The sequence below is a fragment of the Streptomyces sp. TG1A-8 genome (assembly GCF_030499535.1).
Classification (GTDB): domain Bacteria; phylum Actinomycetota; class Actinomycetes; order Streptomycetales; family Streptomycetaceae; genus Streptomyces.
Genome location: NZ_JASTLB010000001.1, coordinates 5,672,432 through 5,693,951, shown reverse-complemented (window position 1 = coordinate 5,693,951; position 21,520 = coordinate 5,672,432). Strand labels below are relative to the sequence as shown.

At 73.9% G+C, this 21,520-nt stretch carries 21 protein-coding genes and 2 pseudogenes; 7 read left to right on the top strand and 16 right to left on the bottom strand.

All coding sequences use genetic code 11. The features are described 5' to 3' along the window. Positions 1-53 precede the first annotated feature (53 nt). Together QQY24_RS25070 and QQY24_RS25065 are read right to left on the bottom strand one after the other, a co-directional pair. Positions 54-1,427 (bottom strand): aldehyde dehydrogenase, encoded by a 1,374-nt coding sequence (locus tag QQY24_RS25070; RefSeq protein ID WP_301974980.1) that lies wholly within the window; start codon positions 1,425-1,427, stop codon positions 54-56. Positions 1,428-1,438: 11 nt separating this feature from the next. Further along, positions 1,439-2,797, bottom strand: a complete 1,359-nt coding sequence (locus QQY24_RS25065) for a glutamine synthetase family protein (RefSeq protein WP_301974979.1) — start codon at positions 2,795-2,797, stop codon at positions 1,439-1,441. Between the two features lie 95 nt (positions 2,798-2,892). On the opposite strand from QQY24_RS25065, the gene QQY24_RS25060 reads away from it, so the two are divergent. Continuing rightward, on the top strand, positions 2,893-3,630 hold the full coding sequence (locus QQY24_RS25060; RefSeq protein WP_301974978.1) for a FadR/GntR family transcriptional regulator: 738 nt from the start codon (positions 2,893-2,895) through the stop codon (positions 3,628-3,630). Positions 3,631-3,694: 64 nt separating this feature from the next. Next, positions 3,695-4,381 (top strand): gamma-glutamyl-gamma-aminobutyrate hydrolase family protein, encoded by a 687-nt coding sequence (locus tag QQY24_RS25055; RefSeq protein WP_301974977.1) that lies wholly within the window; start codon positions 3,695-3,697, stop codon positions 4,379-4,381. Between the two features lie 28 nt (positions 4,382-4,409). Here the strand turns inward: QQY24_RS25055 and QQY24_RS25050 are convergent. Next, positions 4,410-5,090: pseudogene (locus QQY24_RS25050) on the bottom strand (LysR substrate-binding domain-containing protein); the annotation flags it as partial. Here QQY24_RS25050 and QQY24_RS34825 point away from each other — a divergent pair. Next, positions 5,091-5,231: pseudogene (locus tag QQY24_RS34825) on the top strand (C4-dicarboxylate ABC transporter); the annotation flags it as partial. 91 nt (positions 5,232-5,322) lie between these two features. Continuing rightward, positions 5,323-5,553, top strand: coding sequence for a hypothetical protein (locus QQY24_RS25045; protein ID WP_367658017.1), 231 nt, complete (start codon positions 5,323-5,325; stop codon positions 5,551-5,553). Here QQY24_RS25045 and QQY24_RS25040 read toward each other — a convergent pair. Both QQY24_RS25040 and QQY24_RS25035 read right to left on the bottom strand, forming a co-directional pair. Then, on the bottom strand, positions 5,465-6,184 hold the full coding sequence (locus tag QQY24_RS25040; RefSeq protein ID WP_301976352.1) for a helical backbone metal receptor: 720 nt from the start codon (positions 6,182-6,184) through the stop codon (positions 5,465-5,467). The genes QQY24_RS25045 and QQY24_RS25040 overlap by 89 nt on opposite strands. A gap of 23 nt (positions 6,185-6,207) precedes the next feature. Further along, the gene (locus tag QQY24_RS25035) at positions 6,208-6,780 is read right to left on the bottom strand and encodes a helix-turn-helix domain-containing protein (RefSeq protein ID WP_301974975.1); all 573 of its coding nucleotides are present in this window, start codon (positions 6,778-6,780) and stop codon (positions 6,208-6,210) included. 405 nt (positions 6,781-7,185) lie between these two features. On the opposite strand from QQY24_RS25035, the gene QQY24_RS25030 reads away from it, so the two are divergent. Together QQY24_RS25030 and QQY24_RS25025 are read left to right on the top strand one after the other, a co-directional pair. After that, positions 7,186-8,106, top strand: coding sequence for a 5'-3' exonuclease (locus QQY24_RS25030; protein WP_301974974.1), 921 nt, complete (start codon positions 7,186-7,188; stop codon positions 8,104-8,106). A 117-nt stretch (positions 8,107-8,223) separates the two neighbouring features. Continuing rightward, a complete protein-coding gene (locus tag QQY24_RS25025) occupies positions 8,224-9,069 on the top strand; it encodes a siderophore-interacting protein (RefSeq protein WP_301976351.1) in 846 nt (281 codons plus the stop codon). A gap of 180 nt (positions 9,070-9,249) precedes the next feature. On the opposite strand, the gene QQY24_RS25020 is transcribed toward QQY24_RS25025, so the two are convergent. Further along, positions 9,250-9,831, bottom strand: coding sequence for a GNAT family N-acetyltransferase (locus QQY24_RS25020; RefSeq protein WP_301974973.1), 582 nt, complete (start codon positions 9,829-9,831; stop codon positions 9,250-9,252). 112 nt (positions 9,832-9,943) lie between these two features. Here QQY24_RS25020 and QQY24_RS25015 point away from each other — a divergent pair, with 112 nt between their 5' ends. Then, a complete protein-coding gene (locus tag QQY24_RS25015; RefSeq protein ID WP_301974972.1) occupies positions 9,944-10,969 on the top strand; it encodes a pseudouridine synthase in 1,026 nt (341 codons plus the stop codon). Between the two features lie 339 nt (positions 10,970-11,308). Here the strand turns inward: QQY24_RS25015 and QQY24_RS25010 are convergent, their stop codons facing one another. The 10 genes from QQY24_RS25010 to pafA all read right to left on the bottom strand — a co-directional run bounded on the left by QQY24_RS25010 (position 11,309) and on the right by pafA (position 21,514). Then, the gene (locus tag QQY24_RS25010) at positions 11,309-14,161 is read right to left on the bottom strand and encodes an RNA helicase (RefSeq protein ID WP_301974971.1); all 2,853 of its coding nucleotides are present in this window, start codon (positions 14,159-14,161) and stop codon (positions 11,309-11,311) included. 83 nt (positions 14,162-14,244) lie between these two features. Continuing rightward, on the bottom strand, positions 14,245-15,198 hold the full coding sequence (gene tatC / locus QQY24_RS25005) for a twin-arginine translocase subunit TatC (RefSeq protein WP_301974970.1): 954 nt from the start codon (positions 15,196-15,198) through the stop codon (positions 14,245-14,247). Between the two features lie 44 nt (positions 15,199-15,242). Beyond that, positions 15,243-15,521, bottom strand: coding sequence for a Sec-independent protein translocase subunit TatA (tatA, locus tag QQY24_RS25000; RefSeq protein ID WP_301974969.1), 279 nt, complete (start codon positions 15,519-15,521; stop codon positions 15,243-15,245). 260 nt (positions 15,522-15,781) lie between these two features. Next, positions 15,782-15,976 (bottom strand): hypothetical protein, encoded by a 195-nt coding sequence (locus QQY24_RS24995; protein WP_301974968.1) that lies wholly within the window; start codon positions 15,974-15,976, stop codon positions 15,782-15,784. A gap of 20 nt (positions 15,977-15,996) precedes the next feature. After that, entirely contained in the window at positions 15,997-16,290 is a 294-nt protein-coding gene (locus QQY24_RS24990) for a hypothetical protein (RefSeq protein ID WP_301974967.1), read from the bottom strand. Positions 16,291-16,376: 86 nt separating this feature from the next. After that, positions 16,377-17,417, bottom strand: a complete 1,041-nt coding sequence (locus QQY24_RS24985) for a YafY family protein (protein ID WP_301974966.1) — start codon at positions 17,415-17,417, stop codon at positions 16,377-16,379. 19 nt (positions 17,418-17,436) lie between these two features. Continuing rightward, entirely contained in the window at positions 17,437-18,390 is a 954-nt protein-coding gene (locus QQY24_RS24980) for a YafY family protein (protein WP_301974965.1), read from the bottom strand. A 140-nt stretch (positions 18,391-18,530) separates the two neighbouring features. Then, positions 18,531-18,911 (bottom strand): FKBP-type peptidyl-prolyl cis-trans isomerase, encoded by a 381-nt coding sequence (locus QQY24_RS24975; protein WP_301974964.1) that lies wholly within the window; start codon positions 18,909-18,911, stop codon positions 18,531-18,533. Positions 18,912-19,005: 94 nt separating this feature from the next. Beyond that, complete coding sequence (locus QQY24_RS24970; RefSeq protein WP_301974963.1) at positions 19,006-20,010, bottom strand: FKBP-type peptidyl-prolyl cis-trans isomerase; 1,005 nt, start codon at positions 20,008-20,010, stop codon at positions 19,006-19,008. 142 nt (positions 20,011-20,152) lie between these two features. Beyond that, positions 20,153-21,514, bottom strand: a complete 1,362-nt coding sequence (gene pafA / locus QQY24_RS24965) for a Pup--protein ligase (RefSeq protein ID WP_301974962.1) — start codon at positions 21,512-21,514, stop codon at positions 20,153-20,155. Positions 21,515-21,520 lie beyond the last annotated feature (6 nt).

Genomic DNA, 21,520 nt, shown 5'->3' with positions numbered 1-21,520 from the left:
CTGCGGGGTCTGCGGGGTCTGCGGGGTCTGCGGGGTCTGCGGGGTCTGCGGGGTCACTGTACGGGGCCCTCCGTGCTGATGAAGACGTTCTTGGTCTCGGTGAAGGCGGTCAGGGCGTCGGGGCCCAGTTCCCGGCCGAGGCCGGACTGCTTGAAGCCGCCGAACGGGGTCCAGTAGCGGACGCTGGAGTGGGAGTTGACGGACAGGTTGCCCGCGCGGACGGCCTGGGAGACGCGCAGGGCGCGGCCGAGGTCGCGGGTCCACAGGGAGCCGGAGAGCCCGTAGGGGGTGTCGTTGGCGAGGCGGACGGCGTCCTCCTCGTCCGCGAAGGGCAGCAGGACGGCGACCGGGCCGAAGATCTCCTCGCGGGCCGCCCGGCTGTCGTGCCGCTCCCCCGTGAGGACGGTCGGCGGGAACCAGAAGCCGGGGCCGTCGGGGGCGCTGCCGCGCAGGGCGGGGGCGTCCTCGGGGACGAAGGACCGCACCCGGTCCAGTTGCCCGTGGGAGATCAACGGGCCCATCCGCGTCTTCTCGTCGGCGGGGTCGCCCACCACGACGGCGGCCAGCGCGTCGGCGAGGAGGGCGCGGGCCTCGTCGTACACCGGGGCGTGGACGAGGATGCGGGTGCGGGCGCAGCAGTCCTGGCCGGAGTTGTCCAGGAAGGAGAAGGGGTCGAGGGCGGCGGTGAGGTCGGCGTCGGCGAAGACGATGTTGGGGCTCTTGCCGCCGAGTTCGAGGGTGACCGGTTTGACGAGGCGGGCGCAGCGCTCCATGACCTCGCGGCCGGTGCGGGTGGAGCCGGTGAACACGATCTTGGCGACGCCGGGGTGGTCGACCAGGGCGCGGCCCGCGACGGCGCCGTGGCCGGGGAGCACCTGGAGGAGGTGGTCGGGCAGGCCGGCCTCCAGGGCGAGTTCGGCCAGGCGCAGTGCGGTGAGCGGAGTGGCCTCGGCGGGTTTGAGGACGACGGCGTTGCCGGCGGCGAGCGCCGGGAAGGAGCCCCAGGCGGCGATGGGCATGGGGAAGTTCCAGGGGGCGATGACGCCGACGACCCCGAGGGGTTCCTGGAAGGTGACGTTCCAGCCGCCGGGGACCGGGATCTGCCGGCCGAGGACGCGTTCGGCGCCGCCGGCCGCGTACAGCAGCAGGTCGCGGGCGTTGCCGGCCTCCCAGCGCGCGTTGCCGATGGTGTGGCCGGCCTCGCGGACCTCCAGCCGGGCCAGTTCCTCGACGTGGGAGTCGACGGTGTCGGCGAAGCGGCGCAGCAGCCGGGCCCGGTCGGCGGGCGCGAGGGCGGCCCATCCGGCCTGGGCGCGGGCGGCCCGTACGACGGCGGCGTCCACCTCGGCCGCGCCGGCGGCCGGAACGGTGGCGACGACCTCCTCGGTGGCGGGGTTGAGGACCTTCAGCTCGTGCGGGTCGGACACGGGGTGACCTTTCACAGGCGTTCGAAGGAGCGGCGCAGCTCCCAGTCGGTGACCGCGGCGTCGAAGGCCTCCAGTTCGACGCGGGCCATGTTGCGGTAGTGGGCCACGACCTCGTCGCCGAAGGCGGCCCGGGCGATGACGCTGTCCTCCCAGAGGCCGGCGGCCTCGCGCAGGGTGGTGGGGACGTGCGCGTAGTCGGCGGCGTAGGCGTTGCCGGCGCAGGGCTCGGGCAGGTCGAGCCGGTGCTCGATGCCGTGCAGGCCTGCCGCGACGAGTCCGGCGACGGCCAGGTACGGGTTGACGTCGCCGCCGGGGAGGCGGTTCTCGAAGCGCAGGGAGCGGCCGTGGCCGACCACGCGCAGGGCGCAGGTGCGGTTGTCGTGCCCCCAGGCGACGGCGGTGGGGGCGAAGGAGCCGGGCTGGAAGCGCTTGTAGGAGTTGATGTTGGGGGCGTAGAGCAGGGAGAAGTCGCGCAGGGCGGCGAGCTGCCCGGCGAGGAAGTGCCGCATGACCTGCGACATGCCCTCGGGTCCGGCCATGGCGTTGGCGCCGTCGGCGTCGGTGAGCGAGAGGTGGATGTGGCAGGAGTTGCCCTCGCGCTCGTTGTACTTGGCCATGAAGGTGATCGACACGCCCTCCTGGGCGGCGATCTCCTTGGCACCGGTCTTGTACAGGGCGTGCTGGTCGCAGGTGCGCAGGGCCTCGTCGTAGCGGAAGGCGATCTCGTGCTGGCCGGGGTTGCACTCGCCCTTGGCGGACTCGACGGTCAGGCCGGCGCCGGCCATGTCGTTGCGCAGGCGGCGCAGCAGGGGCTCGATGCGGCCGGTGCCGAGGATGGAGTAGTCGACGTTGTACTGGTTGGCCGGGGTCAGCCCGCGGTAACCGGTGTTCCAGGCCTGCTCGTAGGTGTCCTTGAAGACGATGAACTCCAGCTCGGTGCCCACCTGGGCGGTGTGGCCGAGGGCGGCGAGCCGGTCGAGCTGGCGGCGCAGGATCTGGCGGGGCGCGGCGGCGACCGGGGAACCGTCGCTCCAGGCGAGGTCGGCGAGGAGCAGGGCGGTGCCCGGGTGCCAGGGGACGCGGCGCAGGGTGGACGGGTCGGGGCGCATGGCGAAGTCGCCGTAGCCGCGGTCCCAGGAGGACATCGCGTAGCCGTCGACGGTGTTCATCTCGGTGTCGACGGCGAGCAGGTAGTTGCAGCCCTCGCTGCCGTGCTGCAGGACCTCGTCGAGGAAGAAGCGGGCGGCGAACCGCTTTCCCTGGAGCCGCCCTTGCATGTCGGGGAAGGCCAGGACGACAGTGTCGATCTCACCGCCGGCGACGAGGGCGTGCAGTTCCTCGACGCTCAACGGGGGTGTGCGGTCTGCCACGGGCGGACTCCTTGGGCTTCTGCGCGCTGTTTCGGCCGGGCCGGGAGCCATAAGGTATTGCCGGGAACCATTGCCTGGGAAGGGGGCACGGCCGGATGTCGCGGGAGACGGAGGCGCGGCGGGCGGGCGACCGGCTGGCCGCGGTGCTGCGGCCGGTACGGGCGGGCAACGGCTTCGAGGAGGCGCTGGAGCAGGTCCTGCAGGTCGTACGGCTCGGCCTGGTGCCCGGCGGCGAGCGGCTGCCCGCCGAGCGGGAGCTGGCGGAGCGGCTCGGGATCAGCCGGGTGACGCTGCGCGAGGTGCTGAAGGTGCTGAAGGAGCAGGGCCTGGTGGAGCCGCGGCGCGGGCGGTACGGCGGAACGTTCGTGCTGCCGCGCACGGACGCGGGCGGCGGGGAGGAGCTGCGGCGGCGGGTCGCCGGGACCGACATCGAGGACGTGCTGCGCTTCCGGGAGGTGCTGGAGGTGGGGGCGGCCGGGCTGTGCGCGGGGCACGGGCCGGACGCGGAGCGGGCCGGGCGGCTGCGGGAGGCGCTGGAGCGCACCCGGGAGGCGCCGCTCGCGCAGTACCGGCGCCTGGACACGCTGCTGCACCTGACGCTGGCCGAGCTGAGCGGCTCGCCGTCGCTGGCCGCGCAGTACGCGGCGGTGCGGGCCACGGTCAACGGCCTGCTCGACTGCATCCCGCTGCTGGTGCGCAACCTGGAGCACTCGCAGCGGCAGCACACCGCGCTGGTGGAGGCGGTGCTGGACGGCGACGCGGACGGGGCCCGGGAGATCATGCGGGAGCACTGCGCGGGCACGGCGGCGCTGCTGCGGGGGTTCCTGGCGTGAGCCGGGTCTGCAAAGGTGTGCGCGTGCACCTTTGGAAGGGCGAGCGGAGCACCGGGAGGGCAGTGTGACCGTACGACCGCTGATCGGTGTCAGCACCTACCTGGAGAGGGGTGCGCGCTGGGGCGTGTGGGAGCTGGAGGCGGCGCTGCTGCCCGCCGCGTACCCGCGGCTGGTGCAGCGGGCCGGGGGGCTCGCCGTCATGCTGCCGCCGGACGCGCCCGAGCGGGCCGCCGCCACGGTGGCGCGGCTGGACGGGCTGGTCGTCGCGGGCGGGCCCGACGTGGACCCGGCACGGTACGGCGCCGAGCGCGACCCCCGCACGGGGCCGCCCGCGCCGGAGCGGGACGCGTGGGAACTGGCGCTGATCCGGGCGGCGCTGGCGGCGCGGGTGCCGCTGCTGGGCATCTGCCGGGGGATGCAGCTGCTGAACGTGGCGCTCGGGGGCACGCTGGTCCAGCACCTGGAGGGGCACGCGGAGGCGGTGGGGGCGTTCGGCGGGCACCCGGTGCGGCCGGTGCCGGGCACCCTGTACGCCGGGGTCGTGCCCGAGGAGGTGACGGTGCCGACGTACCACCACCAGGCGGTGGAGCGGCTCGGGGCGGGGCTGGTGCCCTCGGCGCACGCGGCGGACGGGACCGTGGAGGCCGTCGAGCTGTCGGCGGCCGGGACCTGGGTGCTCGGCGTGCAGTGGCATCCGGAGGTGGGCGGGGATCCGCGGGTGATGCGGGCGCTGGTCACCGCGGCGTCCTGACCGCGCCCGCCGGGCGGCGGCCGCACGCTCACCCCCGTGTCAGCGACAGCGGCTCGCGCGCCGGCCCCGCGGGCCGGTGCCCCGTGGGCCGCACCGCGCGCAGGTACCGGCGGAGCGACACCCCCTCCACCGGGATGCTCACCAGGCGCCGCAGCGCCAGTTCCTCCCCCACCGCGAGCTCGCTCAGCACCGACGGGCCCGCTCCGCTGACCGCCGAGGCCTTCACCCCGGTGGTCGAGGACAGCTCCGTCAGGGGACGGGCCGGACCGCCGAGGGCCGCGTCGAGGGCCTGCCGGGTGCCGGAGCCCCGCTCACGCAGGATCAGTGGCGTGGCCGCCAGTTCACCGGCCGTCACCGGGCGCCGACGGCGGGCCCAGGGGTGGGCGGGGGCGGTGACCACGATCAGGCGGTCGTGGCCGACGACCGCCGAGTCCAGGGCCGCCGGGACCGTCAGCCCCTCCACCAATCCCGGGTCGGCCTCGTCGGCCAGCAGCAGTTCCGCGACCCGCGCCGAGTTGCCCGCCAGCAGGGACACCGCCGTGCCGGGCCGTTCGGCGTGCAGGGCCGGCGGCCAGCCCGGCAGCAGGTACTCGGCGATGGTCATGCTGGCGGCGACCCGCAGCCGGGAGTCCCGCCGGTCGCGCAGGGCCCGGGCGCCCGCGTCGAAGGCCGCCGCCGCCTCGACCACCCGCCGGGCCCAGTCCGTCACCTGGTCCTCGGCCCGCTCGGGCAGTCCACCACCGCCGTCGGCCTGGTCGCGGACACGGCGCCCGGGGTGGTGACGGCGCCGTACGACCGCGGCCTCGCCGTCCTGGCCGTGCTGTACGGGGTGCCGGTGATGGGGTTCGCGCTGCTGTGGCTGGGGCTGGCCGCCGCGCACGTGGTGCGGGCGCGGCGGGGGATGGGGTTTCGCGCCGACCTGGTGGGCGTTCACCTTCCCGGTGGGCACCTGCGTGACCGGCGCGGCGGCCCTCGCCCGGCACACCGGTCCGGCGGTGTACGACGGGCTGTGCGCCGTCCTGTACGGCGCCCTGGTCGCCGCCTGGCTGGCGGCCGCCGCCGCCGGGACCGTACGCGGTCTGGTCAGCGGCGCGCTGCTCGCAGCGCCCCGGCCAGCACCCTCGGCGCCTCGGCCAGCGACGGGCCGTACCACGTCAGGTGCCGCCCGCTGACGAGCGCGCAGCTCAGCCCGGGGAAGGCCTCGGGTCCGTCGCCGGCGGTGAAGCGGTAGGGCTCGTCGGGCAGCACCACCAGGTCCGGGGCCGCCGCCCGCAGCTCGTCCAGGGGGACGCGGGGGTAGCGGTCGGGGTGGCCGGCGTGGAGGTGGTCGACGCCCAGGCGGGCCAGGACGTCCCCGGCGAAAGTGTCGCGGCCCAGCACCGTCCAGGGGCGGCGCCACACGGGTACGACCGCCGTCACACGGAGGGCGGGCCCGGGCGGCGCCGCCCAGGCCGCCTCCGCCTCGTCCAGCCAGCGCGGCCGCGGTGGCGCGCCGCAGGCGGCCAGCACCCGCTCCAGTTCGCGGAACGCCTGCGGCACCCCGCGCACCTCGGTGACCAGCACCTCCAGGCCGGCCGCGCGCAGGGCGTCCAGGTCGGCGGCGCGGTTCTCCTCCTCGTTGGCGAGCACCAGGTCGGGGGCGAGGGCCGCGATCCGTCCGGTCCGCGGGTTCTTGGTCCCGCCGACGCGGGTGACGGCCAGGCCCGCCGGGTGGTCGCACCAGTCGGTGGCGCCGACGAGGACGCCGGGGCGCGTCACGGCCACCGCCTCCGTCAGCGACGGCACCAGCGAGACCACCCGCACGGGCCACCTCCGGGTCATGCCGTCTAGCGGGTCCGGTCCTGCACGGCCTCGATGTGTTCGGCGACGGCCACGACGATCACCCGGGTGTCGGGGACGGTCGCCCGCCAGCGGTGCCGGACGCCGCCGGTCAGGTACAGGGTGTCGCCGCGGCCGAGGCGGTAGGCGCGGCCCTCGGCCTCGATCTCCACGGCGCCGTCGGCGACGTACATCAGCTCGTCGTTGCGGTGCTGGAACTCGCGGCCTGCGTCGTGGTCGCCGGTGAACTCGGAGGCGTGCAACTGGTGGTGCCCGCGCACCAGGGAGCGCATGCGGGGGGCGAGGCCGTCCCCGGTGAGGGGCTCGGCGCGCACGACGCCCACGCTGCACGCCGGGTCGGCGGCGGCGAGGAGCTCCACGGCCGTGGTGCGCAGGGCGTCGGCCAGCTTCTCCAGGGAGGTGCGGCTGGGGCGGGCGCGGTCGTTCTCCACCTGGCTGAGGAAGGGCACCGACAGCCCGCTGCGCGCGGCCACGACGGCGAGGGTGAGCTCCAGGGCGCGCCGGCGCCGCCGGACGGCCGCGCCCACCCGCACGGGCTGCTGTTCTTTGTGGTCGCCCATCGCTCCGGCTCCCTCCTTCACTCGTCGTGCCGCCGACCGGGTGCCCACCGGGCACACCTCCGATGACTTGTCTGCACCCTACGCACGTTCGGCAAACCGTTTCACGCCCCTGTCGCATCCCCGTCGCGCCCGGGACCCGCACCTCCACGGTTCACGCCGGCGCGCGCTCGCCGTGCGGGGCGGGTCTCCCCCGTTTCAAGGCGCGCACGGCCCTGCGTGTTCCCGCCGGGCGGCGGACGGCGGCCGCGCGGGGTTGGCCGGATCCTTGCCGTGGGCGGCCGGGTCCGGGGCCCGGGAGGTGCGGGTGATCCGGCCGGGGAGGGGGCGCCGCCGCGGAAGCGGCCCGGGCCCCGGGTGCGGCCGCGGTGACGGATGGGCGTCAGTGCCGTGCGGCATGATGCGGGCGTGACCGGACGACTCATGCTCCTCGACACCGCCTCGCTGTACTTCCGCGCCCACTTCGGTGTGCCCGAATCCGTGAGGGCGCCGGACGGCACCCCGGTGAACGCGGTGCGGGGGCTGCTGGACTTCATCGACCGGCTGGTCAGGGACCACCGGCCGGACCGGCTCGTGGCCTGCATGGACGCCGACTGGCGGCCGCGGTGGCGGGTGGACCTGATCCCGGGCTACAAGGCGCACCGGGTGGCCGGGGAACGCGGGACGGGCCCGGACGAGGAGCAGGTGCCGGACACGCTGGCCCCGCAGGTGCCGGTCATCGAGGCCGTGCTCGACGCGGTCGGCATCGCCCGGGTCGGGGTCGCGGGGTACGAGGCCGACGACGTGATCGGCACGTTCGCCGCGCGCGCGAAGGGCCCGGTGGACATCGTCACCGGCGACCGCGACCTGTACCAGCTCGTCGACGACGGGCGCGGCGTGCGGGTGCTGTATCCGCTGAAGGGCGTCGGCACGCTGCAGTTGACCGACGAGGCGCTGCTGCGCGAGAGGTATGGGGTGGACGGGCGGGGGTACGCGGACCTGGCGCTGCTGCGCGGCGATCCGAGCGACGGCCTGCCGGGGGTGGCCGGGATCGGCGAGAAGACGGCCGCCAAGCTGCTCGCCGGGTTCGGCGACCTGGCCGGGATCATGGCCGCGGTCGAGGACCCGCGGGCCGCGCTCACGCCGTCGCAGCGCAAGCGGCTGACCGAGGCGCGGCCGTACCTCGCGGTGGCGCCGAAGGTGGTGCGGGTGGCGGACGACGTGCCGCTGCCGGACGTCGACACCGCGCTTCCGCGCTTCCCGCGCGATCCGGAGGGGCTGGAGGCGCTGGCGGCCCGCTGGGGCCTGGGCGGCTCCCTGCAGCGGCTGCTGACCACGCTGGGGGCGTGAGCGCGACCCGGCGACCGGAATGTTCCGGCAAGGGCGACCGGCGGGACCTTGCGGAGGGACCGCCCACGACGGGAAAGATGCTAACTTAGGTATACCTAACCAATGCAGGAGGCCGTGATGGCAGAGCGTCCGGGGCGAAAGCCGCGCAAGCCCCATACTGCCCGGGTCGTGCGCACCGAGCGGCTGACCCCGCACATGCAGCGCGTGGTGCTCGGCGGGGAGGGCCTCGCCGGTTTCCCGGCGGACACCTGCACCGACCACTACGTGAAGCTGCTGTTCGCACCCGAGGGCGTCAGCTACCCGGAGCCCTTCGACATGGAGCGGATCCGCGCGGAGTTCCCGCGCGAGCAGTGGCCGGTGACGCGGACGTACACGGTGCGCGCCTGGGACCCCGAGCACCGCGAGCTGACCCTGGACTTCGTCATCCACGGCGACGAGGGCCTGGCCGGGCCCTGGGCCGCCCGGGTGCGGCCGGGTGAGACCGTGCGCTTCATGGGCCCCGGCGGCGCGTACGCGCCCGACACGAGCGCGGACTGGCACCTGTTCGCCGGTGACGAGAGCGCGCTGCCCGCGATCGCCCGCGCCCTGGAGTCGCTGCCCGCCGGCGTCCGGGTGCACGCGTTCGTGGAGGTGTCGGGTCCCGCGGAGGAGCAGAAGATCGACTCCGGCGTGGAGGTGGTCTGGCTGCACCGCGGGGACCGGCCGGTGGGCGAGGCCCTGCTGGAGGCCGTACGGGCGCTGGAGTTCCCGGAGGGCCGGCTGCACGCGTTCGTGCACGGCGAGGCGGGCTTCGTGAAGGAGCTGCGCCGGCTGCTCCGGGTGGAGCTGCAGGTTCCGCGCGAGGACCTGTCCATCTCCGGCTACTGGCGGCTCGGCCACAACGAGGACGGCTGGCAGGCCTCCAAGCGGGAGTGGAACGCCCGCATCGAGGCCGAGCAGGAGGACGGCACGGCGGCCGCGTGACCGGCGCCGGGACGGCGGCGCCCCCACCGGGTGCCGCCGTCCCGGCACTGCCCGGCGCCGGGGCCGCACGCCGCTTCGCCGGGGCACGTGCGTGCGGCCCCCGCCTTGCGGGCGTGGCTGCTCGGGCCCGTGCGGGTCCCCGCCCGCGGCTCTCCCGTGGATCCCGTGGGCGGGTGCGGGTCAGTCGCCCCGTACGCGCGCGTGGAGGTGCATGTCGTGCCAGCCGTCCGGGTGCAGCAGGGCGCTGCGCCTGGTGCCCTCCGGGGCGAAGCCGGCCTTGGTGGCGACGCGGCAGGACGCCCGGTTGGCGGTGGAGTGCATGAGTTCGAGCCGGTGGAAGCCGACGTCCTCCAGGGCCCAGCGGGTCAGGGCGGTCGTGGCGCGGACGGCGACGCCCCGGCCGCGGGCCCGCGCCACCGTCCAGTAGGCGACCTCGGCCACGCCGTCGCCGAGCAGGACCTGCCGCAGCGCGACCCGGCCCAGCAGTTCGTCGGTGCCGCCGTCGGCGACGGCCCACTGGGCGCCCCGCTCGGTCTCCCAGGACGCCCGCCACCGCGCGATCCAGCCGGCGGCCTCCTGCTCGCAGCCGGAGGACCTGCCGTGCCACTGGTGCAGGAGCGGGTCCTGGTAGGCCTCGTGGACGGCGGGCGCGTCCTCGGCCCGCCAGGGGCGCAGGACCAGGCCGCCGTCGGCCGGGAGCGTGGGCTGTGGCGCGCGGTTGAGGGAGCCGGTGGCCAGGACCGGGCGGATGAGGCTTGGCATGGTCGGCATCCTGCCAAGCGGCGCCCCGCGCACCCAGTCCTTTTCCGGCGCCGCGCGGCACCGCGCACCGGCGGCTCACCCCGGCCCTCCCCCGGCCGTACCCTGGGTCCCGATGAGACGCCGTACGCCACCCCCCGCCGCCCCGCTCCCGCAGCGGGACGGGGTCGATCCGGTGCGGGTGCGGCTGCCGTCCGGCGGGGCGTGGGGCACCGTGCGGGAGTACCTCGTGGCGCGGCTGACGGGGGCGGGGCCCGGCGTGGTGGCGGCGATGGTCGACGCGGGCCTGGTGGTGGGGGCCGACGGGCGGGCGGTGGCGCCGGACGAGCCGTACCGGCCGGGGATGTTCGTGTGGTTCCACCGCGAGCTGCCCCCGGAGGTGCCGGTGCCCTTCCCCGTCGAGGTGGTCCACCGCGACGCGCATGTCGTCGTCGCCGACAAACCGCACTTCCTCGCGACCACCCCGCGCGGCTCGCACGTCGCCGAGACCGCCCTGGCCCGGCTGCGGCGCGAGCTGGGCATCCCCACGCTGACCGCGGCGCACCGGCTGGACCGGCTCACCGCCGGTCTGGTGCTGTTCACGGTGCGGCCCGAGGAGCGCGGCGCGTACCAGACCCTGTTCCGGGACCGCCGGGTGCGCAAGGAGTACGAGGCCGTCGCGCCGTACGACCCCGCGCTCGCCCTGCCCCGGACCGTGCGCAGCCGGATCGTGAAGGAGCGCGGGGTGCCGGCCGCGCGGGAGGTCGAGGGCGAACCGAACGCGGTGACGCACGTGGAGCTGGCCGAGCACCGGGAGCGGGACGGCCTGGGCCGGTACCGGCTGGTCCCCGAGACCGGGCAGACCCATCAGCTGCGGGTGCACCTGAACGCGCTGGGCGTGCCCATCCTCGGGGACCCGCTGTACCCGCGGGTGAGCGGGCCGGGACCGGCCGGTGACTTCCGGCGTCCGCTGCAACTGCTCGCGCGGCGGCTGGAGTTCACCGACCCGGTCACGGGGGCGGAGCACTCCTTCGTCAGCGGGCGCACCCTGCGGGCCTGGTCCTGCCCGCAGCGGTGGGCGGACCCGGGGGCGGCCTGCGGACCGGGCCGGCGGGACGGGGCGGCACCGGCCGGGCCGACGGGAGCCGGAGGGCGTCCCTGAGGACCGGCGCCGGCCCGTCCGCGCGGCTCACCCGCCCCGCCACCAGCGCAGCGGCCGCCACACGTGCTCGGGGCGGGCCGGTTCCGGCGGTGCCGGGACGGGCCGCGGTTCGGGGTCGGGCAGGGGGCCGCCGGCCGGGGCGCGGGGTGGCGGGGGCCGGGGCGCTCGTGCGGGCCGCCGCCGAAGGCGGGGTGGGGGCGGTTGCCCGTCATGTCGGCCCCCGGTCCGGGCCGCACGCGCGGGCACGGCGGGCGACGGCACGGCGGAGGCGCGCGGCCGGCCGGTGGGATCCGGCCGCCGCGGTCCGTCCCCGCCGGGCCGGACCTCACCGGCCGGGTCTCACCCCACCGACGAATAGGCGACGACGCCCCGCAGCAACTGGTCCACAGCCTTGCGCGCGGCCTTCGCCACGGTCGAGCCCGCCACGGGAGAGGCCGCCGAGATCTGCCCGAGGACGTCGATCACCTGCTTGCACCACCGCACGAAGTCGCCGGCGGGCATCTCGGCCTCCCGCAGCACCTCGTCCAGGCCCTTGCCGGAGGCCCACATGTAGGCGGCCCAGGCGAATCCGAGATCCGGCTCCCGCTGCCCGACGCCCTCGGTCTGGCTGATCCGGAACTCCTCCTCCAGGGCGTCCAGCCGGCCCCAGATCCGGACCATCTCGCCGAGTGCCGCCTTGGCCTTGCCCGAGGGCAGCTTGGGCGCCATGGCGTCGTCGCCGACCCGTGCCTCGTACACCAGTGCGGAGACGCACGCGGCCAGCTCGGCGGGGGCCAGGCCCTCCCACACGCCCTCGCGCAGGCACTCGCTGGCGAGCAGGTCGAGCTCGCCGTACAACCGGGCGAGCCGCCTGCCGTCCTCGGTGACCTCGTCGCCGCGCAGGTAGTCCATCTCGGTCAGCAGGGCCACGATCCGGTCGAAGGTCCGCGCGATGGTGTTCGTACGGCCCTCGATGCGGCGCTCCAGCTGCGAGGTGTCGCGCAGCAGCCGGTGGTAGCGCTCGGCCCAGCGGGCGTGGTCCTCACGGTCGTTGCAGCCGTGGCAGGGGTGGGCGCGGATCGCCGTGCGCAGCCGGGCGATCTCCCGGTCGTCGGCCGCCTGGGAACGCTTCTTGCGGGCCCGCTCCGGCGGGATGTGCCCGGCCTTCGTGCGCAGCGCGGAGGCGAGGTCGCGGCGGGACTGCGGGGAGCGCGGGTTGAAGGACTTCGGGATGCGCATGCGGTCCAGCGGCTCCACCGGCACCGGGAAGTCGATCGACGCCAGCCGCTTGACCTGCCGCTCGGCGGTCAGCACCAGCGGACGCGGACCGTCGTGGTGGTCGAAGCCCCGGTGCCCGTTGGAGCGGCCGGCGGGCAGCCCGGGGTCCAGGACCAGGGCCAGTCCCGCGTACTTGCCCGTCGGCACGTGGATCACGTCACCCGGCCTGAGCTTCTCCAGGGCGACGGCGGACTCGGCGCGCTGCTGGCTCGCGCCCTGCCGGGCCAGCTCGGTCTCGCGGTCCTTCAGCTCGCGGCGCAGCCGCGCGTACTCCTCGAAGTCGCCGAGGTGGCAGGTCATGGAGGCCCTGTAGCCCTCCAGCCCCTCCTCGTTGCGCTGCACCTGCCGGGAGATCCCGACGACCGACTTGTCCGCCTGGAACTGCGCGAAGGAGGTCTCCAGCAGCTCGCGGGAGCGGTGCCGGCCGAACTGCTCGACCAGGTTGACCGCCATGTTGTACGACGGCTTGAAGCTGGAGCGCAGCGGATAGGTGCGCGTGCCCGCGAGGCCGGCCAGGTGCTCGGGACTCGTGCCGCGCTGCCAGAGCACGACCGCGTGGCCCTCGACATCGATGCCGCGGCGGCCGGCACGCCCGGTGAGCTGCGTGTACTCGCCCGGGGTGATGTCGGCGTGCTGCTCGCCGTTCCACTTGACGAGCTTCTCCAGCACCACCGAGCGGGCGGGCATGTTGATGCCGAGCGCCAGGGTCTCGGTCGCGAACACGGCCTTGACCAGGCCGCGCACGAACAGCTCCTCGACGACCTCCTTGAAGGTGGGCAGCATGCCCGCGTGGTGGGCGGCGATGCCGCGCTCCAGGCCCTCCAGCCACTCGTAGTAGCCGAGCACGTGCAGGTCCTCGTGCGGGATGGCGGCGGTGCGCTCCTCGACCAGGGCGCGGACCTGGTCCCGGGCCTCCTCGTCGTTGAGCCGCAGGCCCGCGTACAGGCACTGCTGGACGGCGGCCTCGCAGGCGGCGCGGCTGAAGATGAAGGTGATCGCGGGCAGCAGGCCCTCGGCGTCCAGGCGCTCGATGACCTCGGGCCGGCCCGGGGTCCACACCCGGGAGCGCTGTCTGCGCTCCCGCTCCCGGTCGGCCTCGCGCATGGCGCGTCCGCGCCGGCGGTCCTGGTAGGACGGCCGCGTCGCCTCCATGCGGGCCAGGCGGACGAGGTCGGGGTTGACGGCCTTCTTGTGGCCCTCGCCCTCCTCGAACAGGTCGTACATCCGGCGCCCGGCGAGCACGTGCTGGAACAGGGGCACGGGCCGGTGCTCGGAGACGATCACCTGGGTGTCGCCGCGGACGGTGTCCAGCCAGTCGCCGAACTCCTCGGCGTTGGACACGGTCGCCGACAGCGACACGAGGGTCACCGACTCGGGCAGGTGGATGATCACTTCCTCCCACACGGCGCCGCGGAAGCGGTCGGAGAGGTAGTGCACCTCGTCCATGACCACGTGACCGAGGCCGAGGAGGGTCTGCGAGCCGGCGTAGAGCATGTTCCGCAGGACCTCGGTGGTCATCACGACCACCGGGGCGTCGGAGTTCACGCTGTTGTCACCGGTGAGCAGGCCGACCCGGTCGGTGCCGTAGCGGCGGCACAGGTCGGCGTACTTCTGGTTCGACAGCGCCTTGATGGGCGTCGTGTAGAAGCACTTCTTGCCCTGCCGGAGGGCGAGGTGGACGGCGAACTCGCCCACGATCGTCTTGCCGGAGCCGGTGGGGGCGGCCACCAGCACGCCCTTGCCGGCCTCGAGTGCCTGGCAGGCCTCGATCTGGAAGGGGTCGAGGCCGAAGTCGTACATCTCGCGGAAGGACGCGAGCGCGGTGGCCTGCTCGGCTGCCCGCCTGCGGGAAGCCGCGTACCGCTCGGCCGGTGAGAGGTCCTCTGTCATCGTGCTTTCGAGCGTACCGGGCCGCGCTGACAACAGGACGATCATTGTCCGGAACGTGGACGGTCCATGACGCGGGACGCCCCCGCCCCTGAGGGGCGGGGGCGTCCGGACGGCGTCGGCGGTGCGGCTCAGGTCACGTCGTCGTAGCCGTTGACCCGCTCGGCGCTCAGCTGCTCGGGCAGGGCGCCGGTGGCCGCGACGGGCTCGACGGCGCCGATGTCCTCGGGGGTGAGGTCCAGCTCGGAGGCCTCGTCGTCGTCGGGGCCCGCCGCGGCGCGGCGGCGCCTGCGCCGGTCGTTGAACAGCGAGAAGGCGACCGCACCGAAGTACAGCACCCAGATCGGTCCGGCGAGCGCCAGCATGGACAGCGGGTCGGTGCTCGGGGTGGCGACGGCCGCGAAGATCGTGATGCCGAGGATCATGGCGCGCCACCAGCCGAACATGCGCCGGCCGGACAGCACGCCGGTGAGGTTCAGCATGATCAGCAGCAGCGGCAGCTCGAAGGAGAGGCCGAAGACGATCACCATGCGGGTGACCAGCTGCAGCAGGTCGTCCAGCGGCAGCAGGTTGGCGATGCTGCCGTTCGGCGTGAAGTCGATCAGCACCTTCGCCGTGGTGGGCAGCACCCTGTAGGCGAAGAACGCGCCGCCGAGGAACAGCGGGGCCCCGGTGAAGACGAAGGCGTAGGCGTACTTCTTCTCGTGCCGGTGCAGACCCGGCGCGACGAAGGCCCACAGCTGGTACAGCCAGATCGGGGAGGCGAAGACGACGCCGGCCGTCAGGGAGACCTGGAGGGCGAGCGTGAAGGGGGCGAGCAGGCCGTTGATGGTGATCTGCGCGCACTTGTGGGTCGAGTGCGAGGCCCCGGCCAGTTCCGAGAAGGTCTGGTCGCAGCCGATCGAGTCGAGGATCGGCTCGGTCAGGAAGTTGATGATGTCGTTGTAGAAGAAGGCGGCGACGACCGTCACGACGACGATGGCCAGCAGCGCCTTCGCGAGCCGGTTGCGGAGCTCGCGAAGGTGATCCGCAAGGGGCATCCGCCCCTCGGGATCCCTCTCCTTCTTGCGGGCAGGCTTGGGCAACCCACGTCCTCATCTCGTGCGGCGGGCCGGGGTCCGGCCCTGCGTCAGCGCTGGGGGGTGTCCGTCGGCTCGTTGACCGGCCGCGAGCTGGCCACGTCGCCGGGAGCCGCCTGGATGGTGCGCTGGGCCGGGGGCTGCTCGTTGGCGCCGGGCGCCTGGGGGGAGCTGTTGCCCTCTTCCTTCATCGCCTTGGCCTCGCTCTTGAGGATGCGCGCGGACTTGCCGAGCGAGCGGGCCATGTCCGGAAGCTTCTTCGCGCCGAACAGCAGGATGATGACGACGAGGATGAGAATGATCTCGGGGGCTCCGAGCCTTCCGAACATAAGTCTTTACCTTCTCACCGAGGCGGCTGGGTGGGGTGCTGTCCGGCCAGTCGGACCTGTATCTGAGTGGCCGTGCCGGCAGCGATCGTAACGCTCGGGGGTAAACGTGAGGCAATCCCCGTGCACACTCCCGGTACGCGGCACGCGCCTCGTTCTTCGTACCGCGACCAGCAGCGTACCTGCCCCTGCGGTCGCCACGACAGGGCGAAGTGCCGCAAAGCACGTGTGCCGCCCGCCTCACCGGGGCCGCGCGGCGGGCCTCAGAGGGTGTCCGCGGCGCGGGCCGCGCTCACCGCCGCCCGCTCCAGGTCCTCGGCCGCCCGGTTGATGCGGCGCCCGGACTCCGCCACCTGCTGCCCCAGGCGGCGGGCCTCCAGGAAGACCCGGACGGCGAGCACCCCCAGCACGGCGAGACCCACAGAACCCACGGCTACCGCGAACATCGGCCAGAACATGACGCCGAGCCTAGACCGTCCTACGCCGTGGAGTGCAGCCGCAGGGTCCTGACCCCGCCGCCGGTGAGCAGCTCGACGATGCGCTCCCCCGCGGGCTTGCGCACCGAGGCGCCGCACTCGGGGCAGGTGAAGGAGTAGAACGTCGTCCGGCTGGTGGCGCCGATGGCCAGGCGCAGGGCGCTCGCGGCGAGCTCGAAACGGCCCCGGCAGTCCGGGCAGCCGGCCCGGAACACCACGGGGACCGCTCTCTTCATCCCCGCGAAGGCGGCCGCCACCGTCATTTCCCTCGCACCGGACACCGGGGACTCGCTCACTGCCCTCGCTCCTCTTGTCTCTGGTCGTTCGCCATCGCACGCCGGCCCCGGTGCCGCGCCGCCGCCGGGGGCGGCGCCGGTACGGCTCACTGCGGCCCGTCGGGCGGACCGGACCCCGGCCCGCCGGCCCCGGCCCGCACCGCCGCGGGCGCGTCGTAGGCGGCCAGGGCCTCGCGGGCCGCCCGGCGGGCGCTGTCGGCCAGCTCGGGCGGCGAGACGATCCGTCCGTCGGGGCCGAGCCGCAGCGCCAGCCGTCTGAGGGAGGCCGGGTCGGGGGTGCGCAACGTGATGCGCAGCCCGCCGTCGGCGAGCTCCTCCGCGCTGTCGTGCGGGTAGTACTCGGCGACCCAGCGGCCGCCGGGGCCCACCTCGACCACGACCTCCGGGTCCTCCGCGGCCGGCTGCACCAGCGCCTCGGAGAGGTCCCGCAGCTCCACCTCGGGCGGCGCGGACGGCTCGTCGAGGATCCTGATCTCGGCGACCCGGTCGAGCCGGAAGGTGCGCCGCGCCTCGGAACGGCGGCACCACGCCTCGACGTAGGTGTGCCCGACGCTGACCAGGCGGATGGGGTCGATCTCGCGCTCGGTGACCTCGTCACGGGCCGGCGAGTAGTAGCGGATCCACAGCCGGCGGCGCTCGGAGATCGCCCGGTCGACGTCGGCGAAGACACCGCCCTCGGACTCGAAGGTCACCGACAGCCGGGAGCTGGCGCCGGCGGCCTCCCCCGCCGCGGCCTCCACCTTGGCCGTCGCCCGCAGCAGCGCCTGGCGGTCGCCCTCCCGCAGGCCCGGCAGCGTCGACACCGCGCGGGCGGCCACCAGCAGCGCGGTCGCCTCGTCGGCGGCGAGCCGCAGCGGCTCGGCCGCCTCCTCGCCCAGCGCGGCCGGGTTGTGCCACCAGATGCGCTCGCCGTCGGTGTCGATGTCCAGCAGATCGCCGCCGCGGAAGCTGGTGCCGCACATGGGCAGCACGTCCAGGTCGGAGACCAGTTCGTCCTCGGTGACGCCGAAGGCGCGCGCGACGTCCGCGATCCGCGCGCCGGGGCGCTCCCTGAGGTAGGTCACCAGGGAGAGCATCCGCCGGGTCTGGTCGATGGCGTTCACGGGCCTGACCGGTTTGCCTGCCATAGTCCTGCTCCGCTTTCCCTCAGCCCTTGGCCACGGCACGCAGCCGGTCCACCACGTCCGCGCGCAGCTCGGCCGGCTCCAGCACCACCACGTCCGGCCCGAACTCCACCAGCCAGGCGTCCAGGCCGTGCCCGTACGGAATCAACAACTCGTCCCAGCCGTCCGGGAGTTCCCGCACCGTGGTGGCCTTCGCCCGAAGGGGGTAACCCGCGCCCGACCGCAGCCGGATCAGCGCCGACCGGTCGGCGACCTCCCCGGCCCAGCTCGCGACGGTCTCGCGCACGGTGACCACGTCCGGGACCGGCGCGGTGAAGCCGCTGCCGCGCGCCCGGACCCTGCCGGTGATCCGGGAGAGCCGGAACACGCGCTCGGCGCCCCGGTCGCGGTCGAAACCGGCCAGGTACCAGTGGCCGCGCCAGCATTCCAGCGCCCACGGTTCGACGTGCCGCGGCTCGGGGCGGGCGGCGGAGGCCTTGCGGTAGTCGAAGAGCACCGGGCGGCGGTCGCGGCAGGCCAGCATCAGCGGCTCGAACGCGGCCTCGTGCACGGGAATGCGCGGCTCCAGGGCGCCGTGCGCCCCGTACGGGTCGACGTCCTCGGGCAGCCCGGCCGCGCGCAGCTTCTGCAGGGCGCCGCTGGCCGCGCCGGCCAGTCGCGCCTGCTGCCAGACCTTGGCGGCCAGCCCCAGGGCGGCGGCCTCCTCGGCGTCCAGGGTGATGGGCGGCAGCCGGTTGCTGTCCCGGCGCGCGAGGTAGCCCACCTCGCCGTCCAGGTTCTCCACGGTCTCGATGACCAGGCCCAGCTCGCGCAGGTCGTCCTTGTCCCGCTCGAACATCCGGTTGAAGGAGTCGTCGCTCCCGGCCTCGAGGTAGGCCTCGATGGACCCGCGCAGCTCGCGCTTGCTGAGCGGCCGCCGCGTCCCGAGCAGACACAGCGCGAGGTTCATCAGCCGCTCGGCCTTGGCAATGGCCATCGACGCCCTTCGCCTTCCCTATGGTGCTTCCGACCGATGACCGTACCGCTCCGCGGTGTCGCGGCAAAAGTCGGAGCAAAGGTGGAGCAAAGCGGAAGGGCCCGTGCGGACGGCACGGGCCCTCCTTCGACCGGTGGCGGTCAGCGCTTGCCGACGCCCACCAGGTCGCAGACGAAGATCAGCGTCTCCCCCGGAGCGATGCGGCCGCCGGCGCCGCGGTCGCCGTAGGCGAGGTGCGCGGGGATGGTCAGCTGCCGGCGGCCGCCGACCTTCATGCCCTGCACGCCGTTGTCCCAGCCCTTGATGACCTGGCCGATGCCGAGCTGGAACTCCAGCGGGGTGCCGCGGTTCCAGGAGGCGTCGAACTCCTCACCGGTGGAGAACGCGACGCCCACGTAGTGGACCTTGACGACGTCCCCCGCCTCGGCGACCTCGCCGTCACCCTCCCAGATGTCCTTGATCTCCAGGTCCGCCGGGGGCTCGCCGCCCGGGAAGTCGATCTCGGGCTTCTCGATGCTCACGTCAAAAGCTCCTGCTTGTGTACGACACGAAACGCGGACAGTCTTTCATCCCCGCGGACCTCGCGCCCCCCACGGACGCCGCCGCGCGGCCCGGCTACATCGCCGCGAGGATGTCCACCGAGAACACCAGCGTGGAGCCCTTCTTGATGGCGCCACCGCTCGGCGGGGTGTCGCCGTAGCCCAGGTCCGGCGGTACGACGACCAGGACCCTGCTGCCCACCTTCTTGCCGGTCACGCCCTGGGACAGGCCCTTGACGACCTGCTCCATCTGCTGCAGCGAGAACTGGCTGAGCCGTCCGGAGCCGTACGTCTGCTGGAACGTCCTGCCGCTGTCCCAGACCACGCCCTCGAACTGGCACAGGATCGTCTGGTCCGCCTTGACCTCGGCACCGTCGCCCTCCAGGACGTAGGCGGACACCAGCTTCCTCGGCGGGTCCGCCTTCGGCACCTTGATCTTCGGAGCGGCGCCGTCCGTGTTCGTGCCCACCGCCGGCAGCGCGGCGCCGCTCTGCGCGACCGGCCTGCCCTTGGCGGAGCTCTTGGAGTTGAACACGTCGATCAGGTCGATGACGAACACCAGGGTGTCCGTGCCCTTGATGCCCGCCTGCGCGTTGCCCGAGGTGCCGTAGCCCCAGGTGGGCGGGACCGCGATCTCCACCCGGCTGCCGGCCTTCCTGCCCGCCAGCGCGTACCGCCAGCCGTCGATGATGCTGCCCTGCGCCAGTTGCATCACCAGCGGCCGCTTGCGGTCGTAGGAGTTGTCGAAGACCTTGCCCGTGCTCCAGATCTGGCCCAGGTAGTCCGCCCGGATGAAGTCGTTCTCCGCGACCGTGGGCCCGCCGCCCGCGATCACCGTCTTCACCGCGAGGTTCTTCGAGGGATCGCCCGGTCCCTTGGCGACGGCCGGCTTCTCCCCGAACTTCGTCCCCGCCGTGATCGCCGGCACCGGCCCGTCCACGATCTTCGGCGGAGGTGCGGCCGACACCGAGGACGACGGCGACGCGGAGGCCCTGCTGGTGCCGGACTTGTCGTCACCGCAGCCGGCGAGCGTGACCAGCGCGGCGGGTACGGCGGCGAGGAGGAGTGAGCGTCGGCGCACGGGAGGCCTCGTAATCGGTCGATCTTGTGGACTGGCGTGCGCGCAACTCTACGGTGTGGGAAGGGCGCCGTACGGTAAACGTACGGCACCCGTGTGGCGTTCCGGCATCGCGATGCCGGGACGCTTGACGCACCGGTACCCGTCACATCCCGGCGATCAGCTTCTCCACCCGGTCGTCCACCGAACGGAACGGGTCCTTGCACAGCACGGTGCGCTGTGCCTGGTCGTTCAGCTTCAGGTGCACCCAGTCGACCGTGAAGTCCCTGCGCTGTTCCTGCGCCCGGCGGATGAAGTCACCGCGCAGCCGCGCCCGGGTGGTCTGCGGCGGAACGGACTTGCCCTCGAAGATCCTCAGGTCGTTGCAGATCCGGGCGGCCTGGCCCTTCTTCTCCAGCAGGTAGTACAGTCCCCGGCGACGGTGGATGTCGTGGTAGGCGAGGTCTATCTGCGCGACCCGCGGGTGCGACATGGTCATGTTGTGCTTGGCCCGGTAGCGCTCGATGAGCTTGTACTTCATGACCCAGTCGATCTCGGTGCCGATCCGGTCCAGCTCCTCGGTCTCGATCGCGTCCAGGGTGCGGCCCCACAGCTCCAGCACCTGCGCGACCGTGCCCGTGCGGATGCCCCGGCGGTCGCAGAAGTCCACGGCCTTGTCGAAGTACTCCCGCTGCACCTCCAGCGCGGACGCCTCCCGGCCGCTGGCCAGCCGCACCTTGCGCCGGCCGGTGATGTCGTGGCTGACCTCGCGGATCGCCCGGATCGGGTTCTCCAGCGTGAGGTCGCGCATCACGGTGCCCGCCTCGATCATGCGCAGCACCAGGTCGGTGGCGCCGACCTTCAGCAGCATGGTCGTCTCGGACATGTTCGAGTCGCCCACGATGACGTGCAGCCGGCGGTAGCGCTCGGCGTCCGCGTGCGGCTCGTCGCGGGTGTTGATGATGGGCCTGGAGCGGGTCGTCGCCGAGGAGACGCCCTCCCAGATGTGCTCCGCCCGCTGGCTGACGCAGTACACCGCGCCACGCGGGGTCTGCAGCACCTTGCCCGCTCCGCACAGCAGCTGCCGCGTCACCAGGAACGGGATGAGGATGTCCGCGAGCCGGGAGAACTCCCCGTGCCGGGCCACCAGGTAGTTCTCGTGGCAGCCGTAGGAGTTGCCCGCCGAGTCGGTGTTGTTCTTGAAGAGGTAGACGTCGCCCGCGATTCCCTCCTCGTGCAGGCGTCGTTCCGCGTCCACCAGGAGTCCTTCGAGAATGCGCTCGCCGGCCTTGTCGTGGGTGACCAGTTCGGTCACGTTGTCACATTCGGGGGTCGCGTATTCCGGATGTGAGCCCACGTCGAGATAGAGCCGGGCGCCGTTTCGCAGAAAGACGTTGCTGCTGCGGCCCCATGACACGACACGGCGGAAGAGGTACCGCGCCACCTCGTCAGGAGACAGGCGGCGCTGTCCCCTGAACGTGCACGTGACGCCGTACTCGTTCTCCAGCCCGAAAATGCGGCGGTCCATGAGTGA